Origin of the sequence: Streptomyces sp. DT190 (assembly GCF_049846985.1) — a bacterium.
Lineage (GTDB): Bacteria > Actinomycetota > Actinomycetes > Streptomycetales > Streptomycetaceae > Streptomyces.
Genome location: NZ_JBNCNM010000026.1, coordinates 19,446 through 39,836, shown reverse-complemented (window position 1 = coordinate 39,836; position 20,391 = coordinate 19,446). Strand labels below are relative to the sequence as shown.

The window sequence follows — 20,391 nt, the reverse complement described above, 5'->3', positions numbered from 1 at the left end:
GCGCGTCCTGCGCGAGCGTGGCGTTCGCGTGCACCGTGACGGCCGGGGCGCTCACCCGCTCCTGGTCCGTCATGCCGCCGGCCTCGGCCAGGTCCGCCGGGGCAGCCGCTCGGTGCGATCCGGGGCGGTGTCGCGCGAAACCGGCCCACGCCGGGCGGCGGGACGGCGTTCACAGCCGGTTCCGACGCCCCGCCGTGCCGAGCGGCGAGCGCGTGGTGCGCCCACGGCCTCCCCGTACCCCGGAGGCCGGGCCGCTGACTTCAGCCTGGGCCCGGCGCCCGCCGCACACCACGGGCCGAACGGCCCCCGTGGGGGACCGACCGCCCCTCGCGCGCCGCGGCCCGGGGGTGCGACGGTGGGAGAGGATCCGGAAACCTGGATCCGGGACCTGCCCGAGTGCGAGGCGGTGGGAACGATGACGACGGAACTGCCCTTTGTCGTGGGCGTCGACGGTTCGGACGGGAGCCTGCCGGCGGTCGACTGGGCGGTGGACGAGGCCGCCCGGCACGGTCTGCCGCTGCGGCTCGTCCACGGCTCCCTGTGGGAGCGGTACGAGGGAATCGCCCCGTCGCTCGGCCTGGCCCGCCCCTCGGGCCGGATGATGGCGGACCACATCGTCGCCTCCGCGGCGGAGCGCGCCGGGCGGCGCAACCCCGACGTGAAGGTCACCACGGACGTGCACCTCGCCGACGCGGCGGACGCCCTCCTGCACGAGGGCAACAACGCCACCGCCCTGGTCACCGGGTCGCGGGGCCGCGGCGAGCTGACGGGACTGCTGCTGGGCTCCGTCGGGCTGGCCGTCGCGGCCCGCGCGCACTGCCCGGTGATCGTGGTGCGCGGCGACCGCGCCGGCCTGGCCGGCAGCCACGAGCGGCTCCTGCTCGGCGCCGGGGACCCCGCCACCGGTGCGGAAGCGGTGCGCTTCGCCTTCCACGAGGCCGAGGCCCGCGGCTGCGTCCTGGACGCCGTACGGACCTGGCGCTGCCCCGCCCGTGAAGGGGGCGACGAGGCCGTGCTCGCCGAGGCGCCCGGGCGGGACCACGAGGAGCGGGCCCGCGCCGAACTCGACGCGCTGCTGCGCGAGGCCACCGCCGAGCACCCCGGCGTCCGGGTGCGCCGCACGACGGTCGAGGGCCCGGCGGGCAAGGTGCTCGTGCTCCGTTCGGCCGCGGCCGACCTGGTGATCGTCGGAGCCCGGCGCCGGCAGGGCCACTTCGGACTCCAGCTCGGCAGGGTGGCCCACACGCTGCTGCACCACGCCGAGTGCCCGGTGGCCGTCGTTCCGCAGCGCGTCTAGGAGGATACGGCCCGTGACGGACCGGATCTGGCAGTACGAGGGCTACCTGCCCGCCGAGGAGCGGCTGCGGGAGTCGCTGTGCACCCTGGGCAACGGCTGCTTCGCCACCCGCGGCGCGCTGCCCGAGTCCGCGGCCGACGACGTCCACTACCCGGGCACCTACGCGGCCGGCTGCTACAACCGGCTGGTCTCCGAGGTCGCCGGGCGCCGCGTCGAGAACGAGGACCTGGTCAACCTGCCCAACTGGCTGCCGCTGCGCTTCCGGCTCCCGGGCGGGCCGTGGCTCACCCCGGACACGGCGGCCGTCCTGGACCACCGCCAGACCCTCCACCTCGACGACGGCCTGCTGGAGCGCCGCACCCGGTACGCCCTCGGCGCGCACGGGGTGCTCACGGTGCGGCAGCAACGGCTGGTGCACATGGCCGATCCGCACCTCGCGGCGCTGCGCACCGAGTTCACCGCCGAGGGCCTCACCGGTGAGCTGGAGGTCGAGGCCGCGCTCGACGGCACGGTGACCAACGCGGGGGTGCCGCGCTACCGGGACCTGGACGGCCGCCACCTGACCCATGTGCACACCGGGAACGCCGGGCCGGACACGGTGTGGCTGCGCTGCCGGACCCGCACCTCGGACATCCGGATCGGCATGGCCGCCCGGCTCACCGCCGCGGAGCCCGTCGCCACGCCCGAGGAGCCCGCGCGCGCCGTGCAGCGCCTGACGCTGCCGCTGACCCCCGGCCGCACGGTCACCGTCGACAAGACCGTCGCCCTGCACACCTCGCGCGACCCGGCGATCAGCGACCCGCTGCGGGCCGCTCTGGACCGGGTGGGCGCGGCACCGGAGTTCGACCGCCTGCTCGTCTCCCACCGCATCGCCTGGGCCCAGCTGTGGCGCCGGGCCGAGATCGACGTGCCGGGGGAGCCCGGCCACATCCTGCGCCTGCACCTCTTCCACGTCCTGCAGACGCTCTCCCCGCACACCGCCGACCTGGACGTGGGCGTACCGGCCCGGGGGCTGCACGGCGAGGCCTACCGCGGCCACGTCTTCTGGGACGAGCTGTTCGTCCTGCCGTACCTCAACCTGCACTTCCCCGAGGTGTCCCGCGCCCTGCTGCGCTACCGCCACCGGCGTCTGGAGCGGGCCTGCGCGGCGGCCCGGGCCATCGGCCGGCGCGGCGCGCTGTACCCCTGGCAGAGCGGCAGCGACGGCCGCGAGGAGACCCAGCAGCTGCACCTCAACCCCCGCTCGGGCCGCTGGCTGCCCGACCACACCCATCTCCAGCACCACGTCGGCTCGGCGATCGCGTACAACGTGTGGCAGTACTGCGAGGCCGGCGGGGACGCCGAGTTCCTGCACACCAAGGGCGCCGAGATGCTGGTGCAGATCGCGCGTTTCTGGGCCGACTCGGCGACCTGGGACGCCGCCCTGGGACGGCACCGCATCCGCGGGGTCGTCGGCCCCGACGAGTACCACGAGGCCTATCCGGACGCCGAGCGCCCCGGCCTGGACGACAACGCCTACACCAACGTGATGGCGGCCTGGGTGCTCACCCGCGCCCTGGAGGTCCTGCGCACCCTGCCCGAACCCCGCCGCCGCGAACTCGTCGAGCGCATCGCCCTGGAGGCCGGCGAACCGGAGCGCTGGGAGGACGTCTCCCGCACCCTGCACGTGCCCTTCCACGACGGGGTCATCAGCCAGTTCGAGGGCTACGGCGACCTCGCGGAACTCGACTGGGAGGACTACCGCGAGCGCTACGGCGACATCCGCCGCCTGGACCGGATCCTGGAGGCCGAGGGCGACACCGTCAACCGCTACAAGGCCTCCAAGCAGGCCGACGTGCTGATGCTCGGCTACCTCTTCTCCCCGGCCGAGCTGCAGAAGCTGTTCGGGCGGCTGGGGTACGGGCTGGAGGAGGCGACCTGGCGGCGCACCGTCGACCACTACCTGGCCCGCACCAGCCACGGCTCCACCCTCAGCGGCCTGGTGCACGGCTGGGTCCTGGCCCGGTGCCGGCGGGCCGAGGCGTGGACGTTCTGCCAGGAGGCCCTGCGCGGTGACATCGCCGACCTCCAGGGCGGCACCACCGGCGAGGGCATCCACCTGGGCGCCATGGCCGGCACCCTCGACCTCGTCCAGCGCGGACTGACCGGCCTGGAGACCAGGTCCGGCGCCCTGTGGCTGGACCCGGTGCCGCTGCCGGAGCTGTCGTCGTACCGATTCTCCATCGCCTACCAGGGCCACTGGGGCATCCGCCTGCGGCTGACGAGCGGACAGCTGGAGGTCGCCGTACCACCGTCCGACCTCCCCCCGATCGACGTGGAACTCCCCGACCGGGCCATCGGCGTACAGGCGGGGGAGACGGCCCGCCTCCTGCTGACGGACGGGCACGAGGAGCAGCGCGCCGAAGGCGACGTTCCCCAGCAGTGAGGTGACGTCGTCAGAGCGCGGTGCCGGTCTCCTCGGCCAGCGTGCGCAGCAGCCGGTCCTGGAAGGCCTGGTCGTGCACCGCGGCGTGCGGCTGCCGCCGTTCGCCGTGGTACCAGTAGCCGCCGGTCGTCAGGGCCCCGGGCTCGTCGCTCACCGCCAGCCACTCCTGGGTGCGGTGACCGAGTTCGAGGTCGTCGGGCGCGCCCGGCCCGCCCATCTTCGTCGGCACCCAGCCGGGATCCACCGCGTTGCTCGGCACGCCGGGGCGCAGGCGGGCCACGGCGGCCGCGAGGGCCGTGACGAACAGCTTGCTGTCGGCGTACGAACCCGCGCTCCCGCCCCGCCAGTCCACCCCGTCCAGGACCGGACGCCCGCCGTAGTGCGAGCCGCTGCTCAGGTACACCTGCCGGCCCACCCCGCGCAGCAGCGCCGTGAGCAGGTAGGGGGCGATGACGTTCACCGGCATGACGGCCGGCCCCCGCCACACGCCGGCGTTGTGGACGACCGCGTCGAGCGGTGGCTCCTCGCCGAGCTCGGCGGCGATGCTCCGCACGGCTTCCCGGTCGGTGAAGTCGCCGACGACGAGCCGCGCCCCGCGCTCCACGAGCGCGTCGAGTTCCTGCGCGCGCTGCCGGTTCCGGGCGTGCACCACCACGTCGTGCCCGGCGCTCAGCAGCGTGCCGGCCGCCGCCCGTCCCAGCCCGTCTGCGGAACCGGTCACCAGGATCCGCCTCACGATCGCACCGTCCCTTCGACGTCCGGAGTCCCACTGTGCACCACCACCGGACGCGGCCGGTCAGCGGGTGAGCACCCCGGCCAGGGAGCTCACCCCGGCACCGCAGGCGAGGACCGCGCAGGCGGCCGCGGCGTGCCGGCGCAGCAGGACGCGCCGGAGGGTGGCGTAGCGGTCCTCGTACTCCTCGCGCAGCTGCTCGGCCCTGCGGACCGTGCCCAGCAGCAGCTGACGGGTGACGTCGAGACGCAGACGGACGTAGTGGCCGGTGAGCTCCTCGGCCTGAGCCGTGGTCAGCCACGGCAGCCGCGCCAGGAGTTCGTCGGCCTCGCGCCTGATCCGCTCGTGGTGGGCGTGCGCGAGCAGATAGCCCTCGGCCTCGGCGGCCAGCACGCCGGGCCGCTCCCCGTCCAGCGCGTCGTGGCCGCCGCGGGTCACGACCGGTCGCCCTTGTGTCCCTCGGCCTCCACCACGTCCCGCCGCCCGGTGTTCTCCGCCTGGTCCAGGCTGGCCACGTCCGGATGGCGCAGGTCGAACGCGGGGGACTCGGAGCGGATCTTGGGCAGGGTCAGGAAGTTGTGGCGCGGCGGCGGACAGGAGGTCGCCCACTCCAATGAACGCCCGTACCCCCAGGGGTCGTCGACCTCGACCCGCTCGCCCTGCTGCGCGGTGCGCCACACGTTGTACAGGAAGGGCAGCGTCGACAGGCCCAGGAGGAAGGCGCCGATCGAGGAGACGGTGTTGAGGGCCGTGAAGCCGTCGGCGGCCAGGTAGTCCGCGTAGCGGCGGGGCATGCCCTCGGCGCCCAGCCAGTGCTGCACCAGGAACGTGGTGTGGAAGCCGGCGAACAGCGTCCAGAAGTGCACTTTCTCCAGGCGCTCGTTCAGCATGGTGCCGGTCATCTTCGGCCACCAGAAGCTGAATCCGCCGAACATCGCGAAGACGATCGTGCCGAAGAGCACGTAGTGGAAGTGGGCGACCACGAAGTAGCTGTCCGTGACGTGCCAGTCCAGCGGCGGCGAGCCGAGGATGACGCCGGTCAGGCCGCCGAACAGGAAGGTGACCAGGAAGCCGGCCGCCCACAGCATGGGTGGCTCGAACGACAGCGAGCCCTTCCACATGGTGCCGATCCAGTTGAAGAACTTCACGCCCGTCGGCACGGCGATCAGGTACGTCATGAAGGCGAAGAACGGCAGCAGCACCGCCCCCGTGGCGAACATGTGGTGCGCCCACACCGTCACCGACAGACCGGCGATGGCGATGGTGGCGCCGATCAGGCCGGTGTAGCCGAAGATCGGCTTGCGGGCGAAGACGGGGATGATCTCGCTGATCACACCGAAGAACGGCAGCGCCAGGATGTAGACCTCGGGGTGGCCGAAGAACCAGAACAGGTGCTGCCACAGGACCGCACCGCCGTTCTCGGGGTTGAACACCTGGGCGCCGAAGCGCCGGTCCGCCTCCAGCACCAGCAGCGCGGCGGCCAGCACCGGGAAGGCCAGCAGCACCAGCACCGAGGTGAGCAGGACGTTCCAGGTGAAGATCGGCATCCGGAACATCGTCATGCCCGGGGCGCGCATGCAGATGATGGTGGTGATGAAGTTGACCGAGCCGAGGATGGTGCCGAAGCCGGACAGCGCCAGCCCCATGATCCACAGGTCGCCGCCGATGTGGGTGGTGCGCTCACCGCCGCTGAGCGGGGTGTACGCGGTCCAGCCGAAGTCCGCGGCGCCCTGCGGGGTGAGGAAGCTCGCGAGCACGATCACGCCGCCGAAGAGGAACAGCCAGTACGAGAGCATGTTCAGCCGCGGGAACGCCACGTCGGGGGAGCCGATCTGCAGCGGCATGACGGCGTTGGCGAAGCCCGCGAAGGTGGGCGTCGCGAACAGCAGCAGCATGATCGTGCCGTGCATCGTGAACGCCTGGTTGTACTGCTCGTTGGACAGGATCTGGATGCCCGGCCGGGCCAGCTCCGCCCGGATCGCCATCGCCAGCGCACCGGCGATCAGGAAGAACAGGAACGACGTGATCAGGTAGAGGTGCCCGATCTTCTTGTGGTCGGTGGTCGTCATCCAGGAGACGATCACCTTGCCCCGGCCGCGGCGTTCCACCGCGGGGACCGGTGCAACCGGTTCAGTATGTGTCGCCATCAGTTCCTCGATCGGCAGCGGTGTGGTGACGGGCGGACGGGGAGTCCCCCGGCGCGGAGGAACCTAGCCGTGCGGCCTCGGGCGATCACCGTGCGTCGCGGCCCGCTGAGCCGAATGACCCCTTGAATCACCCGTACGTGCGATGTCGGCCCTGTCGTGGTTTGCTCTGAGGAGGGTTGCGGCACTCGGTACCCCCACGGGTGTGACCCGCGGCCTGCGGGCCGGGCGGAACAGAGGGTGATCGATGACGACCATCGGCGTGGAAGAGGAGTATCTGCTGCTCGACCCGGTCACGGGCCTGCCGGTGCCGCATGCGGACAAGGTCCGCGCCGCCGCCGGCCTGGGACGGCTCGTGACGGACCAGGAGGTGCAGTACGAGCTGCTCCAGGCGCAGGTCGAGGTGGCCACCCCGGTGTGCGCCACGCTGGAGGAGGCCGGCGGACACCTGCTGCGCCTGCGGCACGCGGTCGGCGTGGCGGCCGAGGAGTACGGCTGCCGGATCGCGGTCTGCGGCACCCCGCCGGTACGGCACGGCCGTCCCGTGGCCGTGACGGACCAGGCCCGCTACCGGGCCATGGTCACGCAGGCGCCGCAGCTGGTGGCGGAGCAACTGGTCAACGGCACGCACGTGCACGTGGCGGTGCCGGACCGGGAGGCGGGCGTGCAGGTCCTGAACCGGCTGCGTCCCTGGTTGCCGACGCTGACGGCCATGGCGGCGAACTCACCGCTGTGGGACGGCCACGACACCGGGTTCGCCAGCTGGCGCACCGTGATCTTCAGCCGCTGGCCGATCAGCGGGATCCCGCCCTTCTTCCGTGACGCCGAGGACTACGACCGGCGCGTGGCACGTCTGCAGGAAGCGGGCCTGATCTCCGACAGCGGCCAGCTCTACTGGCAGGCCCGCCTGTCGTCCACCTACCCCACCGTCGAGATCCGCTGCCCGGACGTCCAGCTGCGGGCCGACGAGGCGGTCCTGCTGGCCGCCGTCGTCCGGTCCCTGGTGGAGACCGCCCTGGCGGAGACCGCGGACGGGGTGCCCGCCCCCGAACCCGCCCCGGAGCTGCTCCAGGCCGCCATGTGGCACGCCGCCCGGCACGGTCTGGAGGACACCCTGATCGCGCCCGACGGCACACCGCAACGCGCCGGCGACATGCTGTACGCGCTCCTGCGGTACGTCGCGCCCGTCCTGGACGCCTCCGGGGACACCCGTCAGGTGACGTCCCTGGTGCACCGGCTGCTGCAGGACGGGACCGGTGCCGACCGGCAGCGCGCCGCCCTCGCCCACGGCGGTCTGCGCGCGGTCACTGAACTGATCAGCGCCCAGAGCACGATGCCGTGACGGAACGCCCCCGGGGCCCGCTCACGCCGCGGCGGCGTACGCGGCGGCCACGGCGGTGTCGGTACGGGCGTGGATGACCAGACGGGTGCCGGCGGTGTCGGCGTTCGCCTCCAGCAGGCGGCGGGTGGGCGCGCTGCCGGTGGCGACCGACATCAGCATGCCCAGCCGGCTGCACAGACGGTGGACGCGCAGCACGACGCTGACGGCGGCGCCCTGCGCGGCCGGCTCGTCCAGGACGACCACCACGGGAGCGGGCCGGTAGGCCTCGACCAGAGCGCTGATCTGCGTCAGAAGCGTGGCGCGGCCCCCGATCCCGGGGTCTTGGTGGACCGTGATGACGAGTACTCCGTGGTCGAGCGAATGCGACAGCAACACGGCCCTCGCGCCTCCGTTTCCTCCCTTGGCGGGTCGTTCCACCATGGAAGTACCCGGAGTCGGCCCCCTGAAGCCTTTTCACAGCGACGCACCTCGGCCGACTGCCGCCGGGGGCCCGGCCCGTGCCACCCGCCGTTTCGCGGGTAGCCGGTAGTGCGGCGGAACGGAGGTGAACGGTGATGGACCGGAGCGGTGCGAGCGGGCCGAGGGGCGAGGCCGGGCTGAGAGGCGAGGGTGGGCAGAGGGACGCAGGCGGGCCGAGAGGTGAGGGCGGGCGGCGCATGCTCGCCGGGCTGCTGGAGGCCAGCCACCTCATGCCGGTCGAGCTGCTGCCGGCCAAGGTGAACGCCTGGGCCCCGGCCGCCTCCCTCCGGGAGGTGCTGATCTACCTGGCCGATCTGCGGCGCCAGACCCTGTGGCTGCTGCCGTGGGACGGGGCGGACGAGAGGCACGAGAAGGAGGTGCACGTCGAGGGCACGGTGCCCGGGCGGGCGTTCCAGCACAGCGGCGTGCTGCCCGCCGCGCACGCCGGCGGTGAGGGGTTCGAGTGGTGGGTGCCGCTGCTGGACGGCACGGAACGCATCGGCCTGCTGCGGGTGACCAGCGAGCACGACGACGCCCAGGCCCGCGCGGACATGGAGTCCCCGGCCGCACTCGTGGCGCTGATCATCGTCAGCAAGCGCAGCACCAGCGACGCGGTGGCCAAGCTGACCCGCGCGCGGCCGATGAGCGTGGCCGCCGAGATGCAGTGGAACCTCCTGCCGCCGCGCACCTACGCGGACGGGCGGGTGACCATCTCCGCGGCGCTGGAACCGGCCTACGACATCAGCGGCGACGTCTTCGAGTACGCCGTCGACGGACCCGTCGTCCATCTGACGATCTTCGACGCCATGGGCCACGACACCGCCGCCGGCCTGTCCGGAGCGCTCGCCCTCGGCGCCTGCCGCAACGCCCGCCGCCAAGGCGCCGGTCTCCTCGCCAAGGCGGAGGCCGTGGAGGCCGCCCTGGTCGAGCAGTACGGCCACCGCCGCTATGTCACCGGTGTCCTGGCGACCCTCGACACCCGCACCGGCACCCTGCGGTGGGTCAACCGCGGCCACCATCCGCCGATCCTCATCCGGGGCAACCGCTGGACCACCCGTCTGAAGTGCCGCCCGGCCCACCCCATGGGCACCGAACTCGGCCTGCCCGGCACCGTCTGCCAGGAGCAGCTCCAGCCCGGCGACCGCGTCGTGCTGTACACCGACGGCATCACCGAGGCGCGCCGCGCCGGCGACCGCGAGTTCGGCCTGGACCGCTTCACCGACTTCCTCATCCGCCACCACGCCGACGGCCTGCCCGTCCCCGAGACCCTGCGCCGTCTGATCCAGGCCGTCCTCGACTACCACGACGGGCAGCTCCAGGACGACGCCACGGTCCTGATGTGCGAGTGGATCGGCCCCCAGCTGGAGCCGGCCCGGACGGCGGCGGAGCTGACCGGTCTCGCGTCCGACGGGACCGGCGGCGCATCTCAGCCCCGGCCGGCCGGCTCGTAGGCGGTGATGTCGTAGCGGGCCTCGTCGTCGACGGCGTTGTCGTCCTCGTCCAGGACGATCCGCAGCGGATGGCCGTCCGCCGCGTACCACGCCTCGGCCGTGGCCGCGCCGCCCCGGCGCACCCGTTCCAGCTCGGCGAGGAGCTGCCCGAGGGTCGGCACCGCGTCGGGCTGGGAGGCGGCCACGCCCCGGGCCGTGTCGTCGAGCCCCACCGCACCGGCCACGGCGCCGTCGCGGACCGTTATCCGGAAGGTGCCGAGCAGGGCCCGCTCGCCTCCGCTCGACCGCAGCGTGTAGGTGTACGCGGCGGGTTCCCGCCACGCCGTCCGGCCGGAGGCCCCCGTGCCCTGCGCGTTCGCCGCCTGCCCCGTACCACCGCCGCAGGCGGCGAGCGCGCAGAGCAGTCCCGCCACCAGGGCGGTGGTCGCGGCAGGGGCGGTACGCGGTGCGGGTGTCATGGCGGCTGTTCCCTTCGACGACGGCCACTGCTGTGACGCCCGCCGCCCGGGAAACGTTCGAAGAGCCACGCGCACGTGCGGGGAGCGGCTCAGACCGGCAGGACGAACGGGGGATGGGAGCCGTTGAGGAAGTAGTCCCCGACGTCCCGCAGCCGGTGCGTCACGGGCTCGTACAGCGTGTGGGTCCGGGCGTTGCGCCAGAAGCGGTCGAAGCCCAGCCGCGCGGACGCCGAGCGGACGCCGATGATGTCGAGGGCGCGGGCGGTGGACTCCTGGACGGCCCTGGACGCGGCGGCCTCGGCCATGGCGACGAGGACGGAGATCTCCGCGTACTCCTCGTAGGAGAGGTCCTCACCGCGCGTCAGCCCGGCCTGCACCGCGTCCCGCGCCTGGCCGGCCAGGGCGGACGCCGAGCGGGTCAGCACGGTGAGTTCCCCGTAGGCGGTCAGCACCTGCGGATCCCGGGGCGAGCCGGCCGGCCAGTCCGGGTGCCAGGGGGTGCGGCCGGCCCTGCTGTACTCGCGGGCCTCGGCGAGCACCCCCTCCGCCATGCCGAGCCGGATCTGCACCGACAGCAGCCGGCCCACCGGCGAGACCAGGCCGGCCGGCGGCGCCAGGACGTCGTCGTCCGCCGCCAGGGATCCCAGGACGTCGGCCGTGGCGACCGGGACGGCGTCGAACTCCACGCTGCCGCCGGCCGCGAGCCGCTGGCCGAAGGGGTCGGCGTCCCCGTCGACCACCACACCCGGCCCGTTCGGGTCGACCACCACGGCGAACGGCTCACCGGTGTCCGCCCGCACGGCCCGCACGACGAGCCGGTCGGCTACCAGCACGCCCGCCGCGTAGCTCTGACGGCCGTTCAGCACCTTGCCGTGCGCGGTCCTGGCGAGGGTCAGCGCGGGTTCCTGGCGCGCCAGGCCACCGCCCCAGCACCACTGCTCCGCCGCGGTCCGCCGTGCCAGCCGGGCGGCGTGAGCGGGCTCGGCGAAGAATCCGGCGCTCCACGACATGAAGTAGTGACAGCCGAGCAGCTGGCCGATCGCGCCGTCGGCCGCCGCGACCTCCCGGACCACGGCGTAGGCGGTCGGCCAGTCCGCGCCACCGCCGTCGAGCCCGGCCGGTACGAGCAGCGCCAGCAGACCCGACTCGCGGAGCCGGGCCACCTCGTCGAAGGGGGGTTTGCCCGCCTGGTCCCGGGCCACCGCGTCGGTGGCCAGGTCCTCCGCCGTCTCGCGGGCCACCCGCAGCCAGTGCGCCGGACCGGGCCCGGCCGGAACGGACTCCGCGTCGGGTCCGGGCAGCACGGGGGCAGCGCCCATGGCGGGGGTCTCCTCAACTTCGGTGACACGGTGGGGGGTCGGGGCTCACCGGCGGCGCGTCCATCGGAAAGATGTGCGGGCCATGCGCATCATCCTGCGCAGTGCCGTCAGGCGCCGTCAATACTTTCCTAGTAATTCGATAGGGAACATAGGGAAAGGCGGTGCCCCGGCCGACCCGCCGCCAACCACCGCACGGCAGGCGGCCGCAGGACCGGACACGGCACCGTGGCCCGGCCGCGCGCGTCGCGGTCAGTACCTGACCGCAAGGCCTGGGACGGTGAGCACGCAGGCGGCCGCCACCGCACCCCGGTGACGGGGCGGCGCACGAAACGAAAGCACAGGTGTGTTGATGACCGTTCTCGACGCCCGGGCGCTCAACCGCGCCACCGTCGCCCGGCAGTTGCTCCTCGACCGCGCCGAGCTGCCGGTCCTCGACGCCGTCGCCCGTCTCGGCGGGCTCCAGGCGCAGGAACCGCAGGAGCCGTTCGCCGGACTCTGGTCCAGGCTGCGGGCGTTCGACCCGAGGGCCCTGTCGGACCTGCTGACCGGGCGGCGCGTGGTGCGGGCCCACCTCATGCGCCGCACCGTCCATCTCGTCACCGCCGGCGACCTCCTGGCCTGGCGGGCCCGGCACGGCGACATGCTGCGCCGCCGGGTCCTCGGGGTGTACCGCCGGGAGTTCGAGGGGGTCGACCTCGCCGCCCTCGAAGCGGCCGGCCGCGAGGTCATGGCCGACGGCGAGCCCCGCTCGATGTCCGGCCTGGCCCGGGCCGTCGCCGACCGCTGGCCGGCGGTGGCCCCGCGGCCGCTGGGCGAGATGCTGGCCGCCGGCCTCCTGCCGACGGTGCAGCTGCCGCCGCGCGGCGTGTGGCGGACCAGGGCGGGTGCCCGGTACGCGCTGGTCTCCGCGTGGCTGGGACGCGACATCGACCCGCCGGACCCGGACGCCTCCGACCCCGTGGGGCAGACGCTGCTGCGGCGCTACCTCGCCGCGTACGGCCCCGCCGCCTCGGCCGACCTGCGGGCCTGGTGCGGACTGACCGGGCTCCCGGCCGCTATCTCCGCACTGCGCGGGGAACTGGTCCGCTTCCGCGACGAACGCGGCCGGGAACTGCTCGACCTGCCCGGCGCCCCGCGCCCCGACCCGGACGTCCCCGCCCCGGTGCGCTTCCTGCCCGCGTTCGACAACGCCGTCCTCGGCTACCACGACCGCGGCCGGATCATCGACGACGCCCACCGCGGCCTGTCCGTCGCCGGGGCCCGCTTCGTCCTGGTCGACGGCCGTGTCGCCGCGACCTGGACCGTCGAGGCGGACACCCTCCTGGTCACCCCGCTGCGCCGCCTGGCACGGGCCGACCGGGCCGCCGTCACACAGGAGGGAACAGCCCTGGCGTCCTTCCTCTCCGACGGCGACAGCGACCGGGTGCGCGTCGCCGCCTGTCCCGAGTGAGGCCGGCGCCGGTCACCGGCTGATACGCGGGCGGAGCCGCGGGTACCCAGAGGGCGCCGCGGGCGCGACATCGGGACGCGACCGCACGGAACAGCGAGGAGCCCCGGATGGGACGCGAGGAGCCGCGGTCGGGCCGCGCCGGACGCCTGCGGGAGACCGCCGCCGAGGTGTTCGGCTGGGACACCCTCCTGCCGGAGCAGCTCACCGCCATGGAATGGGTGCTCGACGGCGAGGACACCCTCGTCGTCATGCCCACCGGCTCCGGCAAGTCCGCCGTGTACCAGGTGCCCGCGGCGCTGCTCGCCCGGCCGGTCGTGGTCGTGTCGCCGCTGCTGGCCCTCCAGCGCGACCAGATCGCGGGCCTGCCCGACGGCGACCGCGCGCCCGGTGCCGTCGCGGTCAACTCCGACCTGGGTGCCACCGCGACCGAGGAGGCCTGGGACGCGGTGCGCCGCGGCGACGCCCGGCTCCTGTACCTGTCGCCCGAGCAACTGGCCAAGGACGAGGTGCTGGAGCGGCTGGCCGAGATCCGCCCCGCCCTGTTCGTCGTCGACGAGGCCCAGTGCGTGTCCTCCTGGGGCCACGACTTCCGCCCCGACTACCTGCGCCTGGAGCAGGCCGTCCGGCGCGTGGGCGGCCCGCCCGTCCTGGCCCTGACCGCCACCGCCGCCGCGCCCGTGCGCCGGGAGATCGCCGAACGCCTGGGGATGCGCAGGCCGCGGCTGCTGGTGACCGGTTTCGACCGGCCGAACATCAGCCTGCGGGTGCGCCGCTTCCTGGACGAGGACGAGCGGCGCCTGGCGGTGGTCGAACGGGCCGCCGCCGAGCCCAAACCGGGCATCGTCTACGCCGGGACCCGCAAGGACAGCGAGCACTACGCCCGGGAACTGGCCGCCCTCGGCCTGTCCGCCGAGGCCTACCACGCCGGACTGCGCGCCGCCGAACGCGAGCGGGTCCACGACGCCTTCCTCTCCGGCGCGGCCGACGTCGTGGTGGCGACCTCGGCGTTCGGCATGGGCATCGACAAGGAGGACGTACGGTTCGTGCTGCACGCGTCGCTGCCGGGTTCCCTCGACGCCTACTACCAGGAGATCGGGCGCTGCGGCCGGGACGGCCGGCCGGCCCTCGCCGTGCTGCACTACCGGTCCGAGGACACCGGCATGCGGTCGTTCTTCGCGGGCCGCGCCCCCGGCCACGAGGCCCTGTCGGACGTGGCGCACGCCGTGCACGAGCACCGCGGGGACCCCGCGGACCTCGACGAACTGCGCGAGGACACCGGCCTGTCCAGGAACCGGGTCACCGCGGCCGTGAACCTGCTGGAGGAAGCCGACGCCGTCGCCACGGGCGAGGAGGGCGAGGTGCGCCCCGCCTCGGGGATGTCCCCGGAGCAGGCCGCGGAGGAGGCCGCGCGTACGGCCCGGGCCCACCGCAGGACCGAGCGCACCCGGGTCGAGATGGCCCGGGCCTACGCCGAGACCACCGGCTGCCGCAGACGCTTCCTGCTCGGCTACTTCGGCGAGGACCACCCCGGCCGGTGCGGCAACTGCGACGTGTGCGAGGAGCAGCGCGACGGCCGGGCTCCCGAGGAGCGCCCCGCCCACCCGGCCGCGGCCGCCTACCCCGTGGGCACCGAGGTACGTCACGAGCAGTGGGGTGACGGCACCGTGCTCAGCGAGGACCAGGACCGCATCACCGTCTTCTTCGGGCAGGCCGGCTACCGCACGCTGGCCCTGGAGGCGGTCGCCGGCCAGGACGACCTGCTGAGCGTGCTGCGCAGGCCCGGCGAGGACCGGTGGGCCGGCTGACCCGTCGCCGTCGGCGCCGAGCGCTGCCGGCAGGCCCGGGCGGTGGGGGCGGAGCACACTGGAAGGGTGGTGCCGGTGCTCACGAGGGGGTGTCGGCCATGAAGGCGTCCGGGCGCACGACCGTGCGGTGGTGGCGGTGGCGGCGCAACGCCCTGAAACGCCGCGTCGACGTCGTCGAGGCGTGGCTCGTGCTCGCGGGGTGGGTGTGCGCGCTGCTCGCCGGAGCGGCCGGCGGGCTGCTGGCGGCGGACGCGGTCGAACGGGCCGTCGCACGGCAGCGGGCGCAGAGCCGTCCGGTCTCCGCGGTCCTCGTCGAGGACGCTCCCGGCCCCTCTCCCGCCCGGGCGGCGAGCGATCACCGGGTGTGGGGCACGGTCCGCTGGACCGCGCCGGACGGCTCGGAACGCCGGGACGAGGCGCGTGTCCCGCCGAGGGCTCCCGCCGGAACCCTCCTGCCCGTGTGGATGGACCGCGGCGGTGACCTCACCACGGCGCCGGTGTCGCACGGAGAGGCCCGGCTGCACACCGCCCTGGGCGGCGCCCTGGCCGGTTCCTGCGCGGCCGGGACCGTGCTGGGAGCCGCCTGGCTGGCCCGGCTCCACCTCGACCGCCGCCGGATGGCCGCGTGGGACGCGGACTGGGAGCGGCTCGACACCCCGCGCGGGTGGAGGACCGGCTGAACCGGAGAGCCGCGGCGACGGGCGCCTGACCGGCGCACGTCGCCGCGCGTCCGTCCTGCGCACGTGCTCCGCAACCGTCCGGCGCACGTGCCTCGCGACCGCCCGGCGCTCCTGCTTCGCGTTCGTCCTGCGCACGTGGCGCACCTGCCGCGCGTCCGCCCGGCGGCCGGGCCGACCGAAGGCCGGGTCGGCGACGTGGCGGCTGGCTCCGGCGGTGCGGTGCGGACCTCGCGAGGATCCGAGGACGGCGAGCCCCGTGCGCTCTGCGGCGACGGGGCTCGCCGACCGGCCTGGCGGCGGAGTCCCGCGTGGTCCTCTCGCCGCGACAGCCCGGCCGCCGGGCCTGGCGGCGGATCCCGCGTGGTCCTGTCGCTACGACAGTCCGGCCGCCGGGTCCGGCGGCGGATTCCGTCGCCGTGACAGCCCGGTCGCCGGGCCCGGTGGCGGAGTCCCGCGCGGTCCTCTCGCCGTGACGACCCGGCCGCCGAAAGCCGGCCGCCGGTCCGGCGGCGCGGTGCGCGGGGAGGTGTCCGCCGCCTCGTGACGGGTGGTCGTGCCGTGCGTCCAGGAGGGCAGCCGGCGCCCGCCCTCACGCACGTCCGGCCGCGTCCCGGCCCTCGATCGTCTCGTGGCCGCCGGGCGGCACCGGTGGCGTCGGCCCGGTCGCCCCACGGCGTGAGCGGAACCCGGTCAGGCGCATCGCCAGGGGCTCGGTCCAGCGGGCGGTCAGCGGGCCGAGGAGGACCAGGATGAGGACGTAGGCCGTGGTGAGGGGGCCGAGGGAGGGCTCGATCCCGGCCGCGACGGCGAGACCGGCGATGACGATGGAGAACTCGCCCCGCGCGACGAGCGTGCCCCCGGCGCGCCAGCGGCCCCGGGGCCCGATTCCGGCCCGGCGCGCCGCCCAGTAGCCGGTGGCGATCTTCGTCGCGGTGGTGACGGCGGCCAGGGCGAGAGCGGGCAGCAGGACGGGCGGGATGCTCGCCGGGTCGGTGTGCAGGCCGAAGAAGACGAAGAACACCGCGGCGAACAGGTCCCGCAGCGGCGCCAGCAGGCTCGCCGCCCCCTCGGCCACCTCCCCGGACAGCGCGATGCCCACCAGGAACGCCCCCACCGCCGCGGACACCTGCAGTTCCTGGGCGACCCCGGCGACCACCAGGGTCACGCCGAGCACGACCAGCAGCAGCTTCTCGGGATCGTCGCTGGAGACGAAGCGGGAGACATGGCGGCCGAAACGCACCGCGAGGACGAGCACCAGCGCGGTCACCCCCAGGGCCACGGCCAGGGTGAGACCGCCCGCGGCCAGGCCCACCCCGGCCAGCAGGGCGGTGACGATGGGCAGGTACACCGCCATGGAGAGGTCCTCCAGGACCAGGATGCTCAGGACGGCCGGTGTCTCGCGGTTGCCGAGCCGCCCCAGCTCTGCCAGCACCTTGGCGATGACGCCGGAGGAGGACACCCAGGTCACACCCGCCAGCACCACCGCGGCGACCGGGCCCCAGCCGAGCAGCAGGGCCAGGGCCGCGCCCGGCAGGGCGTTGAGGACCGCGTCGAGCAGCCCGGCGGGATAGTGGGTGCGCAGGTTCGAGACGAGGTCGGTGGCCGTGTACTCCAGCCCCAGCATGAGCAGCAGCAGGATGACGCCGATCTCGGCGCCGACGGCGACGAAGTCCTCACTCGCGCCCAGCGGCAGCAGGCCGCCCTCACCGAAGGCCAGCCCCGCCAGCAGGTAGAGGGGGATGGGGGAGAAGCGGAAGCGCCCGGCGAGACGGCCGAGCAGCCCGAGCCCGAGGATGAGGCAGCCGAACTCGATCAGGAAGAGCGCGGAGTCGTGCATGGCCGCTCACTCCCGACCGAGTATCGCGGCGGCCGCCTCCACGCCCTCTCGGGTCCCGATCACGATGAGGACGTCGCCGCCGGCGAGCCGGAAGTCCGGGGCGGGGGAGGGGATCGCGTCGGCCCGGCGCAGCACCGCCACGACGGAGGCGCCGGTGTCCGTGCGGATCCGCGACTCGCCCAGCAGCCGCCCGTTCCAGTGCGAGGAGCCGGGCAGCTCGATCCGCTCGGCGACGAGACCCAGGTCGGTGGTGGACAGCAGGTTCGGTGTGTGGTGGGCGGGCATCAGCGCGTCGATGAGCGTGGCCGCCTCCTCCGCCGTGAGCCGCACGGAGAGGTCACAGGCGTCCGGGTCGTCCTCGCGGTAGGCGCTGATCGTCCGGTGCCCGTCGCGGTGGGCGATCACCGACAGGCGGCGGTGGTCCCGGGTCGTCAGGTCGTAGCGGACGCCGATGCCCGGCAACGGTGTACTGCTGAGGCGGGGCGCGCTCATGACTGTCCCCCTTCGGTCGGCGTGCGCGTACCGGTGGGCTCGTCGGCGGGGGGCCGCGTCCGACGTGGCGTCCGGATCGGGCCCGTGGGCTCATCGTAGGCGGCCGCGCGGAAGGGGTCTCGTCCGTGTGTGCTATCTGGAGTGCTGCGGGGAAGGGGAACCGGACGGGAGGGGCGTGGGCGTCGGCAGCGGTACGGTCGCGCCTTCGACCTGCCGCACGGCCGGGTCGCCCGGCCGGTCGCCGGCGCCGGTGGTCAGCTGGGACCAGGCGCCGAGGGCCAGCGCCACGGCGGCGGCGGTGGCGACGACGCGTGCCACGCGCCGGGTCCTGGCCCGGCGGTCCAGGTCCCTCCAGGCCACCCGGACCCACAGGTCCTCCGGCTGCCACAGGTCACCGACGGTGTGGGCGGGTTGGGGCTGCCGTCCGGCCGCCCGCTCCCGGGCGGAGGGTTCCCTGGGGGCGGAGGCGCGTATGGCGGACTCGCTGTCCGTGAGGAACCGCAGCCACACCTCGTCCGGGACGGAGGGGACACCGTCCGGCTCACCGGGCGTCGCCCGCCCGCCTGTTCCTCCGGTGGTCACGTCCCGTCATCCCCTCTCCGGCCCTCGGAAACCGCTCCCGCGCCGCGCAAGATCAGTATGCCGTCCGGACCGCGGGGCCGCATGAGGTGCCCGGGGACGGAGGCGGGCCGTGCGGCCCACCCGCCCCCGGGGAGATCAGGCCGTCGCCGGCAGCACGTGGTCGCCGGTCCGGTCGGTGCTCAGGCACAGCGAGCAGACGACCGCGTCGTGCGCGGGGCAGGCTGCCACGTCCGGCCGTTCGAAGTACTGCCGGCACACGTGGCACGCGTAGCCGACGGCGCTGGGGTTGCCCTCCCCGTCCAGCATCGGTTCGGCGATGCCGTCGTCGGAGCGGCGCAGGTAGTAGCGGCCCTTGGTGAGCACGGCCATCAGTGGCGTGAGGACGAAGGCGATGACGGCCGCGGCGACCGGTGAGTACGGCTGGAGCGTGTCGCCCAGCGCGTGGAAGTACAGGGCGATGGAGAGGCCCGACGCGGCGACGAAGGCCACGACTCCGACCGGGTTGACGGCGTACAGCATGCCCCGGCGGAACTCGGGGGCGTGCGGGGACAGTTTCAGCACGTACTTGTTGATCCCGATGTCGGTGGCCACGGTGACCACCCAGGCGATCGCGCAGTTCGCGTAGAAGCCCAGGATGCCGTTGAGGAAGCTGAACATGTCCGCCTCCATCAGGGCCAGCGCGAAGCCCAGGTTGACCAGGACGAACACCATCCGGCCCGGGTAGCGCCGGGTGACCCGGGTGAAGGAGTTGGTCCAGGCGAGGGAGCCGGAGTACGCGTTCGTCACATTGATCTTGATCTGGCTGATGACGACGAGCACCACGGCCAGCGGGACGACGAGCCAGGACGGCATCATCGCGTCGAACGCGCCCTTGAACTGCTGGATCGGTTCGGGCGCGGCCCCCGCACCGACCTCGGCGATGATGTACACCGCGAGGAAGACGCCGATGGCCTGCTTCAGCGCGCCCAGCACCACCCAGCCGGGCCCGGCCAGCACGACGGCGGTCCACCAGGCGCGCTTGTTCGCCTCGGTCCTGGGCGGCATGAACCGCAGGTAGTCGATCTGCTCGCCGATCTGCGCGATCAGCGACAGGCACACGCCCGCGCCCAGCAGCACGGAGGCGGTGTTCACCCCGCCGTCGCCGTCGGTGCCCGCGTAGGCCAGGAAGCGGTCGACGGTCCCGGGGTCGGTGGCGACCAGGTAGACCAGCGGGCCGACCATCAGCAGCAGCCAGATCGGCGTGGTCCACACCTGGAGCCTGCTCAGGGCGGTCATGCCGTAGACGACCAGCGGTATCACCATCAGTGTGGAGACCAGGTAGCCCAGCCACAGCGGAAGCCCGAGGCCCAGCTTCAGGCCCTGGGCCATGATCGAGCCTTCGAGGGCGAAGAAGATGAAGGTGAAGCTGGCGAAGATGACGCTGGTGAGCACCGAGCCGAAGTAGCCGAAGCCCGAGCCGCGCGTGATCAGGTCCAGGTCGATGTTGTACCGGGCGCCGTAGTAGGCGAGCGGGAAGCCGGTCACGAAGATGACGACCGCGGCGACGGCGATCGCCAGCAGCGCGTTGCCGGTGCCGTGGGCCAGTCCGATGCCGGCGCCGATGGAGAAGTCGGCCATGTAGGCGATGCCGCCGAGCGCGGTCGTCGCCACGACCATCGGGGACCAGCGCCGGTAACTGCGCGGCGCGAAGCGGAGGGTGTAGTCCTCCAGGGTCTCCTTGACGGCCTGGTCCGGGCCCCGCGCCGCCTGCTGCGCGGGTTCCGGTACGACGACGTCCGCGAGTCGTGGCTCGGTGCTCAAGACTGTCTCCCTGCTGCGGGGTGGGGGGCCGACAGGCAGGCACCGTAGGCAGCAGGCGTTACCCCCCGGTGCTCCGCGCGTGAAGGGGGTGTTTCGGGGCAGCGCGGGGGGCAGGGG

17 protein-coding genes are annotated in these 20,391 nt (G+C 74.1%); 7 read left to right on the top strand and 10 right to left on the bottom strand.

Going from position 1 to position 20,391, the window contains the following annotated elements:
• The first annotated feature begins 415 nt into the window (after nt 1-415).
• The gene (locus ACPXCS_RS33070; RefSeq protein WP_425950840.1) at nt 416-1,297 is read left to right on the top strand and encodes a universal stress protein; all 882 of its coding nucleotides are present in this window, start codon (nt 416-418) and stop codon (nt 1,295-1,297) included.
• Between the two features lie 13 nt (nt 1,298-1,310).
• Nucleotides 1,311-3,722, top strand: a complete 2,412-nt coding sequence (locus ACPXCS_RS33065) for a glycoside hydrolase family 65 protein (protein WP_425950792.1) — start codon at nt 1,311-1,313, stop codon at nt 3,720-3,722.
• A 10-nt stretch (nt 3,723-3,732) separates the two neighbouring features.
• On the opposite strand, the gene ACPXCS_RS33060 is transcribed toward ACPXCS_RS33065, so the two are convergent.
• The 3 genes from ACPXCS_RS33060 to ctaD form a co-directional block, all read right to left on the bottom strand.
• The gene (locus ACPXCS_RS33060) at nt 3,733-4,443 is read right to left on the bottom strand and encodes an SDR family NAD(P)-dependent oxidoreductase (RefSeq protein WP_425971090.1); all 711 of its coding nucleotides are present in this window, start codon (nt 4,441-4,443) and stop codon (nt 3,733-3,735) included.
• A gap of 75 nt (nt 4,444-4,518) precedes the next feature.
• Nucleotides 4,519-4,893, bottom strand: a complete 375-nt coding sequence (locus ACPXCS_RS33055) for a hypothetical protein (RefSeq protein WP_425950794.1) — start codon at nt 4,891-4,893, stop codon at nt 4,519-4,521.
• Complete coding sequence (ctaD, locus tag ACPXCS_RS33050; RefSeq protein WP_425950795.1) at nt 4,890-6,524, bottom strand: cytochrome c oxidase subunit I; 1,635 nt, start codon at nt 6,522-6,524, stop codon at nt 4,890-4,892. Before ctaD ends, ACPXCS_RS33055 begins: the two co-directional genes overlap by 4 nt.
• A 322-nt stretch (nt 6,525-6,846) precedes the next feature.
• On the opposite strand from ctaD, the gene ACPXCS_RS33045 reads away from it, so the two are divergent.
• Nucleotides 6,847-7,941, top strand: a complete 1,095-nt coding sequence (locus tag ACPXCS_RS33045; protein ID WP_425950796.1) for a carboxylate-amine ligase — start codon at nt 6,847-6,849, stop codon at nt 7,939-7,941.
• 21 nt (nt 7,942-7,962) lie between these two features.
• Here the strand turns inward: ACPXCS_RS33045 and ACPXCS_RS33040 are convergent, their stop codons facing one another.
• Nucleotides 7,963-8,313: a hypothetical protein gene (locus ACPXCS_RS33040; RefSeq protein ID WP_425950841.1), complete on the bottom strand. Its 351-nt coding sequence runs from the start codon at nt 8,311-8,313 to the stop codon at nt 7,963-7,965.
• A gap of 284 nt (nt 8,314-8,597) precedes the next feature.
• On the opposite strand from ACPXCS_RS33040, the gene ACPXCS_RS33035 reads away from it, so the two are divergent.
• On the top strand, nt 8,598-9,851 hold the full coding sequence (locus ACPXCS_RS33035) for a PP2C family protein-serine/threonine phosphatase (protein ID WP_425950797.1): 1,254 nt from the start codon (nt 8,598-8,600) through the stop codon (nt 9,849-9,851).
• Here ACPXCS_RS33035 and ACPXCS_RS33030 read toward each other — a convergent pair.
• Together ACPXCS_RS33030 and ACPXCS_RS33025 are read right to left on the bottom strand one after the other, a co-directional pair.
• Nucleotides 9,827-10,309, bottom strand: coding sequence for a DUF6174 domain-containing protein (locus tag ACPXCS_RS33030; RefSeq protein ID WP_425950798.1), 483 nt, complete (start codon nt 10,307-10,309; stop codon nt 9,827-9,829). The genes ACPXCS_RS33035 and ACPXCS_RS33030 overlap by 25 nt on opposite strands.
• A gap of 89 nt (nt 10,310-10,398) precedes the next feature.
• A complete protein-coding gene (locus ACPXCS_RS33025; protein WP_425950799.1) occupies nt 10,399-11,628 on the bottom strand; it encodes an acyl-CoA dehydrogenase family protein in 1,230 nt (409 codons plus the stop codon).
• A gap of 349 nt (nt 11,629-11,977) precedes the next feature.
• Here ACPXCS_RS33025 and ACPXCS_RS33020 point away from each other — a divergent pair, with 349 nt between their 5' ends.
• From ACPXCS_RS33020 to ACPXCS_RS33010, 3 genes are all read left to right on the top strand, one after another.
• Nucleotides 11,978-13,078 carry a winged helix DNA-binding domain-containing protein gene (locus tag ACPXCS_RS33020; RefSeq protein WP_425950800.1) on the top strand — a complete coding sequence of 367 codons (1,101 nt, stop codon included), beginning with the start codon at nt 11,978-11,980 and terminating at the stop codon, nt 13,076-13,078.
• A 107-nt stretch (nt 13,079-13,185) separates the two neighbouring features.
• Complete coding sequence (locus ACPXCS_RS33015; RefSeq protein ID WP_425950801.1) at nt 13,186-14,883, top strand: RecQ family ATP-dependent DNA helicase; 1,698 nt, start codon at nt 13,186-13,188, stop codon at nt 14,881-14,883.
• A gap of 98 nt (nt 14,884-14,981) precedes the next feature.
• The gene (locus ACPXCS_RS33010) at nt 14,982-15,563 is read left to right on the top strand and encodes an Rv1733c family protein (protein ID WP_425950802.1); all 582 of its coding nucleotides are present in this window, start codon (nt 14,982-14,984) and stop codon (nt 15,561-15,563) included.
• A gap of 589 nt (nt 15,564-16,152) precedes the next feature.
• Here the strand turns inward: ACPXCS_RS33010 and ACPXCS_RS33005 are convergent.
• The 4 genes from ACPXCS_RS33005 to ACPXCS_RS32990 all read right to left on the bottom strand — a co-directional run bounded on the left by ACPXCS_RS33005 (nt 16,153) and on the right by ACPXCS_RS32990 (nt 20,274).
• Nucleotides 16,153-17,400 (bottom strand): cation:proton antiporter, encoded by a 1,248-nt coding sequence (locus ACPXCS_RS33005; protein WP_425950803.1) that lies wholly within the window; start codon nt 17,398-17,400, stop codon nt 16,153-16,155.
• Between the two features lie 6 nt (nt 17,401-17,406).
• The gene (locus tag ACPXCS_RS33000; RefSeq protein ID WP_425950804.1) at nt 17,407-17,892 is read right to left on the bottom strand and encodes a cation:proton antiporter regulatory subunit; all 486 of its coding nucleotides are present in this window, start codon (nt 17,890-17,892) and stop codon (nt 17,407-17,409) included.
• A 132-nt stretch (nt 17,893-18,024) separates the two neighbouring features.
• The gene (locus tag ACPXCS_RS32995) at nt 18,025-18,474 is read right to left on the bottom strand and encodes a hypothetical protein (RefSeq protein WP_425950805.1); all 450 of its coding nucleotides are present in this window, start codon (nt 18,472-18,474) and stop codon (nt 18,025-18,027) included.
• A 135-nt stretch (nt 18,475-18,609) separates the two neighbouring features.
• Nucleotides 18,610-20,274 carry a purine-cytosine permease family protein gene (locus ACPXCS_RS32990; protein ID WP_425950806.1) on the bottom strand — a complete coding sequence of 555 codons (1,665 nt, stop codon included), beginning with the start codon at nt 20,272-20,274 and terminating at the stop codon, nt 18,610-18,612.
• Nucleotides 20,275-20,391: the final 117 nt, after the last annotated feature.